We start from the raw sequence: 13,251 nt of genomic DNA, 5'->3' as shown, positions 1-13,251 counted from the left end.
TCGAATCCCTTGACACCTCCCGTCGCCCCCCTCAACACTCCGCCGTGGGAGAGCGCTCTCCGAGATTTTCCCCGACACTCCCAGGAGGTCTCCATGCCACGGAGATCGAAAGTCCTGTCCGGCACCCTCGTCGCAAGCGCGCTGCTGCTGACGTCGATCGGCGTCGGCACCCTCGCGGTGAACGCCGGTGCCGCGACCCCGCCCGCGCAGTCCGCGCACTCCGGGCACACCATGGCCGCCTCGACCGCCTTCTCGCCCGAGGACCCGGACGGCGACGGCTACATCCCCGCCAACCCGCCGGTCACCGGCGTCACCCCGTCCACGAAGGAGCCGCCGCACCGCTACTTCCACGAGTTCCAGGCCAACTGCTCGGTCAGCCACACGGCACCGGACGACCCGATCGTCTATCCGCAGCAGCCTGGCAAGTCCCACGACCACACGTTCATGGGCAACACGACGACCGACGCGAACAGCACGACGGCCTCGCTGGAGGCGGGTTCCACGACCTGCCTCGCGCCCGGCGACCGGTCGGGGTACTGGATGCCGACCATGTACGACGGCGACCAGCCGGTGCTGCCGATCGGCCCGCAGGTCATCTACTACAAGGCCGGCGTCACCGACTACACCAGTGTGCGGCCCTTCCCGAAGGGCCTGCGCTACGTCGTCGGCAGCCCGATGCAGAGCGGCCAGGAGTTCCGGAACCACCGGGGCTTCGTCGAGGGCTGGGAGTGCGGCGACAGCTTCTTCAACGTGGACTTCCCGTCCGACTGCCCGGACCGTCAGGACGTCCAGGTCAACATCCGCTTCCAGGCGCCCAGTTGCTGGGACGGCAGGAACCTGGACACGCCCGACCACAAGAGCCACATGGCGTACCCGGTGGTCAACCCCGGAACCAACAACAACATCTGCCCGGCCACGCACCCGGTCGCCCTGCCGATGATCGAGTTCAAGATGGCCTTCCCGGTCAACGGCGACCTGTCCCGGGTCCGCCTCGCCAGTGGCGCGAGCTACTCGTTCCACTACGACTTCTTCAACGCCTGGGACGACGCCACCCTCAAGGCCCTCGTCGACCACTGCGTCGTCGGCGGCCTCCAGTGCAACGCGCGCGGTTACGACGAGACGCACCCGGAGGAGGGCGCGGCGCTCGACGAGAACTACGAACTCCCCTGACCCCGGCCCCCCACCGAGACCGGCCCGGCCGTCCCACTGCCCCGCGGGCGGCCGGGCCGCCCCACCCGCAGACCGGAGACACACCACCATGAGCCGACCCCGCACCCCCACCCCGGGCCCCGCCCCGGCCCGCAGACTCACCGTCCCGCTGACCGCCGCCCTGCTCACCGCCTGCGCCCTCACCGCCGTGCCCGCCCAGCAGGCGCACGCCGCCGGCAGCGTCGTGAAGGTCACCGGCGGCCAGGGCAACTGGCAGCTGACCGTGGACGGCAGCCCCTACCAGGTCAAGGGCCTCACCTGGGGCCCCTCACCCGCCGACGCCGACCGGTACATGCCCGACCTCGAGTCCATGGGCGTCAACACCATCCGCACCTGGGGCACCGACGCGAGCAGCAAGCCCCTCCTCGACTCCGCCGCCGCGCACGGCGTCAAGGTCATCGCCGGCTTCTGGCTCCAGCCCGGCGGCGGACCGGGCAGCGGCGGCTGCGTGAACTACCTGACCGACACCGCGTACAAGGACCAGATGCTGGCCGAGTTCCCGCGCTGGGTCCAGGAGTACAAGGACCACCCGGGCGTCCTGATGTGGAACGTCGGGAACGAGTCGGTGCTCGGACTCCAGAACTGCTACAGCGGCGACGAGCTGGAGCGCCAGCGCGACGCCTACACCACCTTCGTCAACGACGTGACCAAGAAGATCCACGCCGTCGACCCGAACCACCCGGTCACCTCCACCGACGCCTGGGTCGGCGCCTGGCCCTACTACAAGAAGAACGCCCCCGACCTGGACCTGTACGCCGTCAACTCCTACGACGCGGTGTGCGACGTACGCGCCGCCTGGGACCAGGGCGGCTACACCAAGCCGTACATCGTCACCGAGGGCGGTCCGGCCGGCGAGTGGGAGGTGCCGGACGACGCCAACGGCGTACCGAAGGAGCCCACCGACCAGGCCAAGGCCCAGGGATACACCGACGCCTGGAACTGCGTCACCGGGCACCGGGGCGTCGCCCTCGGCGCGACCCTGTTCCACTACGGCACCGAGTACGACTTCGGCGGCATCTGGTTCAACCTGCTGCCCGCCGGACAGAAGCGGCTGTCCTACTACGCGGTCAAGCGGGCCTACGGCGGCGACACCTCCGGCGACAACACCCCGCCCGTCGTCTCCGCCTTCGGCGTCGAGGGCGACGCGGGCAAGGTGCAGGCGGGCAAGGACCTCGTCCTCACCACCCGCGTCAGCGACCCCGACGGCGATCCGATCGCGTACGAGGTGCTGGCCAACAGCAACTACATCGACCAGGGCAAGCAGCTCACCACGCTCCCCGCGACCGACCTCGGCGGCGGACGCCTGAAGGTCACCGCCCCCGACCGGCCCGGCGTCTGGAAGCTGTACGTCAAGGCCACCGACGGCAAGGGCAACGTCGGAGTGGAGACCCTCTCGGCGCGGGTCGTGCCGCCCGCCGTGGACGGCACCAACGTCGCCCTCGGGAAGCCGGCCACCGCCTCCTCCTTCCAGCCGAGCTACGGCGACTGCCCCTGCCCCCCCGCCAACGCCGTGGACGGCAGCCCCGACACCCGGTGGGCCAGTGACTGGAGCGACCCGCAGTGGGTCCAGGTGGACCTCGGAGCGCGCACCACGTTCCGGCACGTCCAGCTGCACTGGGAGGCCTCCTACGCCAGGGCCTACACCGTCCAGACCTCCGACGACGGACAGAACTGGCAGACCGTGCACACGGTGACCGACGGCAACGGCGGCGTCGACACCCTCGACGTGACCGGCACCGGCCGCTACGTGCGCGTCAACGGGACCGCGCGCGGCACGGGTTACGGCTACTCGCTCTACGAGTTCGGCGTCTACAGCTGACACCGGGCGGGCGGACACGCACGGCACGACTGGGAGGGGAGACCCGGGTGGGGACGAGCGACGAAGAGATCGACCGGCTGCTCGGCAAGCTGACACCGCGCGCCCGCGCGCTGCTGCTCGACGGCGCCACGACCTGGCGCACCAGAGCTGAACCGGCGCTCGGACTGCGGGAGCTGGTGATGTCCGACGGCCCGGCGGGCGTACGGGGCGAGGCATGGGACGAACGCGACACCTCCGTCCTGCTGCCCTCGGCCTCGGCGCTCGCCGCCACCTGGGACGAACCCCTGGTCGAGAGCCTCGGCGGCCTCCTCGCCGCCGAGGCCCGGCGCAAGGGCGTGGACGTCCTCCTCGCCCCGACCCTCAACCTGCACCGCAGCCCCCTGGGCGGCCGGCACTTCGAGTGCTTCTCGGAGGACCCGGAGCTGACCGGCCGTATCGGGGCCGCATTCGTGCGCGGTGTCCAGGCCCACGGGGTGGCCGCCACCGCCAAGCACTACGTGGCCAACGACTCCGAGACCGACCGGCTCACCGTCGACGTACGGGTGGGCGAACGGGCGCTGCGGGAGGTGTACCTAGCGCCCTTCGAGGCGGCGGTGGCCGCCGGGGTCCGGCTCGTCATGGCGGGGTACAACGCGGTCGACGGCACCACGATGACCGCGAGCGATCTGCTCACCGACCCGCTGAAGGGCGAGTGGGGCTTCGACGGCGTCGTCGTCTCCGACTGGGGCGCGGTGCGCACCACGGTCGACACCGCCCGCGCCGGGCTGGATGTCGCCATGCCCGGTCCCGACAGCCCCTGGGGCGAGGCGCTGGCCCGCGCGGTGGCCGACGGCGTCGTGCCCGAGGCCGCGGTGGACGACAAGGTACGGCGACTGCTGCGGCTCGCGGCGTGGGTGGGGGCGTTGGGGGAGCGCGAGGCGCCTGGGGGCGGGGGACCGCGAGTGGTGTCTGGAGGGGGCGGACCGCGAGAGGTGCCTGGGGGCGGGGGACCGCGAGTGGTGTCTGGAGGCGGGGGACCGCGAGAGGTGCCTGGAGGCGGGGGAGCGCGAGAGGCGCCTGGCGGTGGCGGACCGCGAGGCGGTGACCCGCACCCGTCCGCGCCCCGCCCGACCGTCGCCCCGGAGGGCAGGGCCCTGGCCCGTCGGGCCGTCGCCGCCGGGAGCGTGCTGCTCGCCAACCGGGGTGTCCTGCCCCTGGACCCCGCAGGGCTGCGCACGGTCGCCGTGATCGGCGCGCACGCCGCGCGGACCCGTACGCAGGGCGGCGGCAGCGCCGGTGTCTTTCCGCTGGACGAGGTGTCCGTCCTCGACGGCATCCGGGACGCGCTGCGCGGCCAAGCCCGCGTCGTGCATGTCCCGGGCCCCCGTCCGGACGGTCCCGCGCCCCCGCTGGACCACGACGCGTGCACCGACCCGCGCTCCGGGCTGCCCGGCGTGCTGCTGCGGATGCTGGACGCCGACGGCCGCGAGCTGTACGCCGAACGACGGCGCGGGGGACGCCTGCTGGAGCCCCGGCTGGTGCCGGGCGCGCACACGGTCGAGATCAGCGCCCGTCTGCGCCCCCGTACCGCGGGCCGCTGGACGCTGGGCGTGGCCGGCTTCGGCCGCATGAGCCTCGTCCTGGACGGACGGCCCCTGCTGGCCGGCGACTTCCCGCCGCCGACCGACGATCCGGCGGTGGTCCACGTCAACCCGCCCGGCCAGTACGCCGAGGCCGACCTCGCCGTCGGCCAGGACGCTCTGCTCGTGGCCCGCCGCGAGCTGGCCCCCGGCACCGGCCGGGCCACCGTCGTCAGCGCGGCGCCGCCCGCCCCGGACACCGCCGCGTCACTCGCCGACGCGGCCCGCGCGGCCGCCGCGGCGGACGCGGCGATCGTGGTCGTGGGCACCACCGAGCACGGCGAGTGCGAGGGCTACGACCGTACGGCCCTCGCGCTCGGCGGAGCCCAGGACGCGCTGGTCCGCGCCGTCGCCGCCGGCAATCCGCGCACCGTGGCGGTCGTCAACAGCGGCGGCCCGGTGGAACTCCCCTGGCGCGACAATGTGGGCGCGGTACTGCTCGCCTGGTTCCCAGGCCAGGAGAGCGGCGGCGGACTGGCCGACGTGCTCTTCGGGCACACGGAGCCGGGCGGACGGCTGCCCACCACCTGGCCGGCCGTCCTCGCCGACGCCCCGGTCACCCGCACCCGGCCGGCCGACGGCCGCCTCCACTACGACGAGGGCCTGCACATCGGCCACCGGGGCTGGCTGCGCCACGGGCGCACGCCCGCCTACTGGTTCGGGCACGGACTGGGCTACACGGCCTGGGCCTACGAGGAGCTGGCCGTCCCGCCGCAGGCCCGGGCGGGAGACGACCTGACCGTGCGGGTACGGGTGCGCAACACCGGCGCGCGATCCGGCCGGGAGGTCGTCCAGGTGTACCTCTCCCGGTCCGAGTCGGCGGTCGAGCGCCCCGTGCGCTGGTTCGCCGGGTACGCGGCCGTCCGCGCACGGCCCGGGGAGACGGTGACGGCGACGGTGCGGGTCCCGGCGAGGGCGCTGCGCCACTGGTGCGTGGAGGAGCGTGCCTGGCGTACGGAGGAGGGCCACTGGCGGGTGCTGGCGGGCCGGTCGGCGGGCGAGGTGCCGCTGGCCGCGGACCTGGAGGTGAGGGGTCCGGGCGCCGGATGAGGCCGGGGGAGAGCGCTCTACCGTGCGCCCGACCTCGCCGGTTAGGGTGCGGGCATGAGCAGACAGGCCCCGACCCTGGAGGACGTGGCCCGGGAGGCCGGCGTCTCCCGGGCCACCGTCTCCCGGGTGGTCAACGGCGTCCGCAACGTGGACCCCGCCATCCAGGACCTGGTCCGCCGGGCCATCGAACGGACCGGTTACGCCCCCAACCAGGCCGCCAGGCAGCTGGTCACCCGGCGCACCACGACCGTGGCCCTGGTCGTCTCCGGCGCGGGCGACGCCTCGGACACCGAGCAGAACGCGTTCGCGACCCGGGTCTTCGCCGACCCGTTCTTCGGCCGTGTCGTCGGCGGCGTGGTCGGGCACCTGCGGCCGCGCTCGATGCACCCGGTGCTGATGTTCGCCGAGACGCCCGAGGCGCGGCAGGAGGTGGTGGCGTACCTCAGGCAGGGCGGTGCGGACGGCGCCCTGGTCGTGTCCACCCACCCCGACGATCCGCTGCCCGCCCTGCTCGCCGGGTCCGGCCTGCCGGCGGTGCTGTTCGCCCGGCCCGGGCGCCCGGTGCCGCTCAGCTACGTCGACCTCGCCCACCGCGACGGCGGTCGGCTGGCCGCCGAGCACCTGCTGGAGCGGGGCTGCCGGAGGATAGCCACCGTCACGGGGCCGCTGGCCGTCGCGGCGAGCCAGGAGCGGCTGGCCGGCTTCCGCGACACCCTCGCCCGGCACGGGCACCCGTACGTCCCCGTGGCCGAGGGCGGCTTCACCGTCGACAGCGGCATGGCGGCGGCGGCCTCACTGGTGGCCGAACATCCGGACCTGGACGGCCTGTTCACCGCCAACGACCTGATGGCGCAGGGCGCCGTCCAGGTGCTGCGCGACCACGGGCGCCAGGTGCCGCGCGACGTCGCGGTCATCGGCTTCGACGACTCCAGCGTGGCCGTCACCTGCCGGCCCCGGCTGACCACCGTCCGCCAGCCGGTGGAGGAGATGGCGGCCACGATGGCCCGCCTCCTCGACGAACACATCAGGGGCGAGCGCACCGCGCCGACGTCGGTGATCTTCGATCCGGAACTGGTGGTGCGGGACTCGGCGTAGGCGTCACCAAGCCGCCCCGGGCGCCGTTCACACCCCCGGGCCGTCGCGTCCCCGGGCCGTCGCGTCCCCGGGCCGTCGCGTCCCCGTGCGCCCGCGCCCCGTGACCCCGCGCCCCGTGACCCCACGCCCCGTGTCCCCGTGTCCCGTGCCCCCGCCCCCGCCCCGCTCCCGCGCCAGGGCCGAGCCCACCCGATCCGAGCCCTCACCCCCCACCCCGCTGCCCCGCCAACCGCCCCCCGAGGGCCGCCCGCCACGCCGGTACCGGCCCGGGGGCGTTCACCGGGGGCTGTCGGCCGCCGCGCGCGAAGAAGGCCGCGAGGGGCAGGGTCGCGGCGCCGACCGTCACTGCGTCGGGGCCGAGGCGGCCGAGGGCGATGCCCACTCGCCCGGCCGGGTGCCGGAGCGCGTGGGCGAGCGCGTGGTCACGTACCGACTCCAGGAAGGGCGCGCCCAGTTGGAGTCCGGCCCAGCCGCCCACGACGACCCGCTCGGGCTGGAAGAGGTTGATCAGGTCGGAGAGGCCCGCGCCCAGGTACTCGGCGGTCTCGGCCAGCACCCGGGCCGCCACGGCGTCCGGTGCGGCCCCGCCCCCGGGGCGGGCGGCGGACAGCAGGGCGGTCAGCGCGGCCTCCTCGTCGGCGCCGGGCGGCGGCTGCCCGCCCGCCTCCCGCCACCGCGCGAGCAACGCCTCCGCGCCCGCGTACGCCTCCAGGCACCCCCGTGCCCCGCACCGGCACCGGCGCCCCCGCACCCGCACCGTCAGGTGCCCCCACTCCACCGCGCGGCCGCGCTCCACGTCGTCCGTGACGACGCAGGCGCCGACACCGGAACCGAAGAGCACGACCACGGCGTTGTGCGCCCCGCGCCCGCCGCCGAACCACATCTCGGCCTGCCCCAGCGTCTTGGCGCCGTTGTCGATGAACAGCGGCGCGTGCGCGGGCAGCCGCCCCGAGTCCCGCAGCAGCGCCTCCAGCGGCACCGCGTCCCATCCGATGGTCTGGCCGTGCACCAGGGTGCCGTCGGCGGTGTGCTCCACGATGCCGGGGACCCCGACGCCGACGCCCAGCAGCTCACCCTGGTCCGGGGCGGGGGAGCCGAGGACCTCCGCGATGCCGTCCAGGATGTGCCCGGCGACCACCCGCACGTCGTACGTGCGCGACCCGTGACCGGGCAACGCCCGCTCCGTTCGGGCCAGTTCGGCCATCGACAGGTCGAACAGCTCGACGCGCACCCGGGTCTCGCCGACGTCGACCCCGATCAGGCGGCCCCGGTCCGCCGCGATCCGGACGAGGGTGCGCGGCCGGCCGCCGTCCGTGCCGAGGCTGCCCGCCTCCTCGACCAGACCGTCGGCGATCAGTTCGGCGACGACGTTGCTGACGGAACCCGAACTCAGTCCGGCCGCCGAACCCAGCGCGAGCCGGCTCATCGGCCCGTCGAAATACAACCGTTGCAGAACGGCGGTGCGGCTCTCGCGCCGCAGGTCACGGACCGTTCGCCCGCTGTGCCTGGCCATCCGGCCCCTTCCTTGGGCGCCTCCGCCCGCCCTTCGACCGCGCGCGACACCTTGACGAGTCTTTCTCTCGGGGTTTAACTCACGTCCTAAATTAAGCCATGAGGGGCTTCGGGAGGGATACCGGGGCCGCCCTCGGACTTCCCGACCGTCTCCCCGGAAGGACCCAGGAGCCATGCGCAGTATCCGAGCCGCGGCCGTAGGCGCCGTCACCATGTCTCTCGCTCTCGCCGCCTCGGCCTGCGGAGGGGGCTCCTCCTCGGGCGGCGGATCCAACGACTCACCCAAGGAACTCACCTACTGGGCCTCCAACCAGGGCGCCAGCGTCGAGGTCGACAAGAAGGTCCTCCAGCCCGAACTTGACAAGTTCGAGAAGGAGACCGGCATCAAGGTGAAGCTGGAGGTCGTGCCCTGGTCCGACCTGCTCAACCGGATCCTCACCGCCACCACCTCGGGCCAGGGCCCGGACATCCTCAACATCGGCAACACCTGGAGCGCCTCCCTCCAGGCCACCGGCGCGCTGCTTCCCTGGGACGCGAAGAACTTCGACAAGATCGGCGGCAAGGACCGCTTCGTGGAGTCCGCGCTCGGCTCCACCGGCGTCGAGGGCCAGGACCCGGCGGCGGTCCCGCTGTACTCGATGGCCTACGCGCTCTACTACAACAAGAAGATGTTCGCCGACGCGGGCATCACCAAGCCCCCGGCCACCTGGGACGAGCTGGTCGAGACCGGCAAGAAGATCTCGAAGGACGGCAAGTGGGCCCTCGGCGCCGAGGGCTCCAACCTGTCGAACAACATCCACCAGGTCTTCGTCCTCGGCAAGCAGCACGGCGCCGACTTCTTCACCGCCGACGGCAAGCCCGACTTCACCTCCGACGGCGCCGTCGCGGCCGTCAAGCAGTACGTCGACCTGATGGCGCAGGACAAGGTCATCGCGCCCGGCAACGCCGAGTACGCGCAGAACCAGTCCCTCAGCGACTTCGCCAAGGGCAAGACCGCGATGGTGCTGTGGCAGACCGCCTCCGCCACCTTCAAGACCATGGGCATGGAGGAGGACGAGTGGGGCGTCGCGCCCGCCCCGGTCGCGTCCGGCACCCCCGGCACCGGCCAGGCCACCAACTCCATGGTCGCCGGCATCAACATGGCCGTCTTCAAGAACACCGACAACGTCGACGGCGCCACCAAATTCGTGAAGTTCATGACCAGCGACGCCGAGCAGAAGATCCTCAACGAGGCGTACGGATCCATCCCGCCGGTCAAGGCCGCACAGACCGACCCGGCGTTCAACACCCAGGCCACCGCCGTGCTGCGGGAGACCCTCGCCACCAGCGCCGCCGCGCTGCCCCAGGTGCCCGACGAGTCGCAGTTCGAGACCGCCGTCGGCACGGCCGTGAAGGAGCTGTTCGCGGACGCCGCGGCCGGCCGTGAGGTGACCGCCGAGTCGGTCAAGGAGAAGCTCGCCAAGGCCCAGCAGCAGATGCCGACGAAGTGAGCGCGCTCCTGCCCCCACGGACCCGCACCGACTCCGACACGACGACACGGATCTCGCCATGACCACCACGACCGCCTCGGCGCAGCCCGGCGAGCGGACGGTCGGCAAGAGCTCCCCCGGGACGGCGCGCGGACCCCGCCGCCGTCCCGGGCGGATCCGCCGCATCGGCCTGCCCTACCTGCTGCTCCTGCCGGCCCTGCTCCTCGAACTCCTCGTCCACCTGGTGCCGATGGTCATCGGCATCGTGATGAGCTTCAAGGAGCTCACCCAGTTCTACATCCGCGACTGGACCGTCGCCCCGTGGACCGGCCTCGACAACTACAGCATGTCGGTCGACTTCGACGCCCCCGTCGGCGAGGCCCTGCTCCACTCCTTCCTCGTCACCTGCGCCTTCACCGTGCTCTCCGTCGGACTGTGCTGGCTGATCGGCACCGCCGCGGCGATCTGCATGCAGGACGCCTTCCGCGGCCGCGGCCTGCTCCGGGCGATCTTCCTGGTGCCGTACGCCCTGCCGGTCTACGCGGCCGTCATCACCTGGGCGTTCATGTTCCAGCACGACAACGGCCTGGTGAACCACGTCCTGCACGACCAGCTCGGCCTCACCGACAAGCCCTCCTTCTGGCTGATCGGCGACAACAGCTTCGTCGCGCTGCTCGTGGTGTCGGTCTGGAAGGGCTGGCCGTTCGCCTTCCTCATCGTCATGGCCGGCCTGCAGAACATCCCCAAGGAGCTGTACGAGGCCGCCGCCCTGGACGGCGCCGGCGTCTGGCAGCAGATCCGCCGCATCACCCTGCCGTCGCTGCGTCCGGTCAACCAGGTCCTGGTCCTCGTGCTGTTCCTGTGGACCTTCAACGACTTCAACACGCCGTTCGTCCTGTTCGGCAAGGCCGCGCCGGAGGCCGCCGACCTGATCTCCATCCACATCTACCAGTCGTCGTTCGTCACCTGGAACTTCGGCGCCGGCTCCGCGATGTCGGTGCTGCTGCTGTTCTTCCTGCTCCTGGTGACGGGCGTGTACCTGTTCCTGACCTCCCGGTCCGCCAGGACCCCCCGGCCCGCCCGGGCCTCCCGCGAGAGGAAGCCGGCCGATGTCTAGGTCCCCGATGGCGGCGCCGCGCTCCTTCCTCTGGACCCGCCGCGTCTTCCTCACCCTGCTCACCGGCTTCGTCCTGCTGCCGGTGTACGTCATGGTGTCCAGCTCCCTGAAGCCGCTCCAGGACGTGTCGAGCGAGTTCCGCTGGCTGCCCAGCGAGCTGACGATCCGCCCGTACATCGACATCTGGTCGACGGTCCCGCTGGCGAAGTACTTCGTCAACTCGCTGATCGTGGCGGGCGCGGCGACCGTCTGCTCCGTGGTGATCGCCGTCTTCGCCGCCTACGCGGTCAGCCGCTACGAGTTCCGCGGCAAGCGCGTCTTCTCCGTGACGGTGCTGTCCACGCAGATGTTCCCCGGCATCCTCTTCCTGCTGCCCCTGTTCCTCATCTACGTGAACATCGGCAACGCCACCGGCATCGCCCTCTTCGGCTCCCGCGGCGGCCTCATCCTCACCTACCTGACCTTCTCCCTGCCCTTCTCCATCTGGATGCTGATCGGCTACTTCGACTCGGTGCCGCGCGACCTGGACGAGGCGGCCCTGGTGGACGGCTGCGGGCCGCTGCGCGCGCTGTTCAAGGTCGTGGTGCCGGCCGCGATCCCCGGCATCGTCGCGGTCGCCGTCTACGCCTTCATGACCGCCTGGGGCGAGGTGCTGTTCGCCTCCGTGATGACCAACGACGCCACCCGCACCCTCGCGGTCGGTCTGCAGGGCTACTCCACGCAGAACGACGTGTACTGGAACCAGATCATGGCCGCCTCCCTGGTGGTCAGCGTCCCCGTGGTGGCGGGCTTCCTGCTTCTCCAGCGCTATCTCGTCGCCGGGCTGACGGCGGGTGCCGTCAAGTGACCGCGACCAACCTTCCCGAACCCGAGAGGACCCACGTGACCATCGACTTCGCCGCACTCCCGCACGACTTCCTGTGGGGCACGGCCACATCGGCGTACCAGATCGAGGGAGCCGTGGCGGAGGACGGACGTTCGCCGTCGATCTGGGACACCTTCTCGCACACCCCCGGCAAGATCGACAACAACGACCACGGCGACGTCGCCTGCGACCACTACCACCGCACGCACGAGGACATCGAGCTGATGCGGAGCCTGGGCACCAACGCCTACCGCCTCTCGATCGCGTGGCCGCGCGTCCTGCCGGGCGGCGACGGCCCGGTCAACGCGAAGGGCCTCGCCTTCTACGACCGGCTGGTCGACGACCTGCTGGCGGCCGGCATCACCCCGTCCGTCACCCTCTACCACTGGGACCTGCCGCAGACGCTCCAGGACCGCGGCGGCTGGCCCGAGCGCGCCACCGCCGAGCACTTCGCCTCGTACGCCTCCGTCGTCGCCGAACGCCTCGGCGACCGCGTCCAGCACTGGGCCACCCTCAACGAGCCGCTGTGCTCCGCCTGGATCGGGCACCTGGAGGGCAAGATGGCCCCCGGCTGGACCGACCTCACGGCCGCCGTGCGCGCCTCCTACCACCTGCTCCTCGGCCACGGCCTGGCGATGCGCGCCATCCGCGAGGCGGCCCCGGGCGCCCAGGTGGGCATCGTCAACAACCTCTCCACCATCCACGCCGCCACCGACCGCGACGAGGACCTGGCCGCCGCCCGCCGCATGGACGGCCACACCAACCGCTGGTGGCTGGACCCGGTCCACGGCCGGGGCTTCCCCGAGGACATGCGCGAGGTCTACGGCGTCGAACTCCCCGAGCAGCCCGGCGACATGGACCTCATCGGCGCACCGCTGGACTGGCTGGGCCTGAACTACTACTTCCCCCAGACCGTCGCCGACGACCCCACCGGACCGGCGCCGCACGTCCGCACCGTCCGCCGGGTCGGCGTGCCGCGCACCGGCATGGACTGGGAGATCGACGCCGGCGGCATCGAGGAGCTGCTGCTGCGCCTGACCGACGAGTACGGCCCGCGCAGGCTGTACGTCACCGAGAACGGCTCGTCCTTCCCCGACGTGGTCCGCCCCGACGGCACCGTCGACGACCCGGAGCGCCAGGAGTACCTGACCGCCCACCTCGCGGCCTGCGCCTCGGCCGCCCGCAGGGGTGCCCCGCTGGCGGGCTACTTCGCCTGGTCGCTCCTGGACAACTTCGAGTGGGCGTACGGCTACGACAAGCGCTTCGGCCTGGTCCACGTCGACTACGCGACCCAGGTCCGCACGGTCAAGGGCAGCGGGCGGCACTACGCGGACATCATCCGCCGGGCGCGGAAGAGCGAGCGCAAGGCGGCCTGACCCCGTGGTGGGGGGGGGGGGGGGGGGGGGCGCCCCCCCCCCCCCCCCCCGTAAGGCCCCCCACCGGGACCGGCAGGACAAGGGCAACAACAAACGGAGTAACAAGGGCCGCGGGGTCCC

General features: G+C 72.6%; 9 protein-coding genes. 8 read left to right on the top strand and 1 reads right to left on the bottom strand.

Going from position 1 to position 13,251, the window contains the following annotated elements; translation table 11 throughout:
- Positions 1 to 93 precede the first annotated feature (93 nt).
- The 4 genes from ACFW01_RS04305 (at position 94) to ACFW01_RS04290 (ending at position 6,792) form a co-directional block, all read left to right on the top strand.
- A complete protein-coding gene (locus tag ACFW01_RS04305) occupies positions 94 to 1,170 on the top strand; it encodes a DUF1996 domain-containing protein (protein ID WP_234956842.1) in 1,077 nt (358 codons plus the stop codon).
- Positions 1,171 to 1,258: 88 nt separating this feature from the next.
- Positions 1,259 to 3,028, top strand: a complete 1,770-nt coding sequence (locus tag ACFW01_RS04300; protein ID WP_384502331.1) for a discoidin domain-containing protein — start codon at positions 1,259 to 1,261, stop codon at positions 3,026 to 3,028.
- Positions 3,029 to 3,075: 47 nt separating this feature from the next.
- The gene (locus ACFW01_RS04295) at positions 3,076 to 5,697 is read left to right on the top strand and encodes a glycoside hydrolase family 3 C-terminal domain-containing protein (protein WP_384502330.1); all 2,622 of its coding nucleotides are present in this window, start codon (positions 3,076 to 3,078) and stop codon (positions 5,695 to 5,697) included.
- Between the two features lie 54 nt (positions 5,698 to 5,751).
- Positions 5,752 to 6,792: a LacI family DNA-binding transcriptional regulator gene (locus tag ACFW01_RS04290; RefSeq protein ID WP_234956844.1), complete on the top strand. Its 1,041-nt coding sequence runs from the start codon at positions 5,752 to 5,754 to the stop codon at positions 6,790 to 6,792.
- Positions 6,793 to 6,994: 202 nt separating this feature from the next.
- Here the strand turns inward: ACFW01_RS04290 and ACFW01_RS04285 are convergent, their stop codons facing one another.
- Entirely contained in the window at positions 6,995 to 8,305 is a 1,311-nt protein-coding gene (locus ACFW01_RS04285) for an ROK family transcriptional regulator (protein WP_234956845.1), read from the bottom strand.
- Between the two features lie 172 nt (positions 8,306 to 8,477).
- Here ACFW01_RS04285 and ACFW01_RS04280 point away from each other — a divergent pair, with 172 nt between their 5' ends.
- Genes ACFW01_RS04280 through ACFW01_RS04265 form a run of 4 tightly spaced genes read left to right on the top strand, consistent with a single transcriptional unit; the run spans position 8,478 to position 13,131 of the window.
- A complete protein-coding gene (locus ACFW01_RS04280; protein ID WP_234956846.1) occupies positions 8,478 to 9,794 on the top strand; it encodes a sugar ABC transporter substrate-binding protein in 1,317 nt (438 codons plus the stop codon).
- 58 nt (positions 9,795 to 9,852) lie between these two features.
- Positions 9,853 to 10,890: a carbohydrate ABC transporter permease gene (locus ACFW01_RS04275; protein WP_234956847.1), complete on the top strand. Its 1,038-nt coding sequence runs from the start codon at positions 9,853 to 9,855 to the stop codon at positions 10,888 to 10,890.
- Positions 10,883 to 11,737 (top strand): carbohydrate ABC transporter permease, encoded by an 855-nt coding sequence (locus ACFW01_RS04270; protein ID WP_234956848.1) that lies wholly within the window; start codon positions 10,883 to 10,885, stop codon positions 11,735 to 11,737. Before ACFW01_RS04275 ends, ACFW01_RS04270 begins: the two co-directional genes overlap by 8 nt.
- Positions 11,738 to 11,772: 35 nt before the next feature.
- The gene (locus ACFW01_RS04265; protein WP_384502347.1) at positions 11,773 to 13,131 is read left to right on the top strand and encodes a GH1 family beta-glucosidase; all 1,359 of its coding nucleotides are present in this window, start codon (positions 11,773 to 11,775) and stop codon (positions 13,129 to 13,131) included.
- Positions 13,132 to 13,251: the final 120 nt, after the last annotated feature.

The sequence above is a fragment of the Streptomyces sp. NPDC058985 genome, assembly GCF_042740985.1.
Lineage (GTDB): Bacteria > Actinomycetota > Actinomycetes > Streptomycetales > Streptomycetaceae > Streptomyces.
This window is presented reverse-complemented; position numbering and strand designations above follow the sequence as displayed.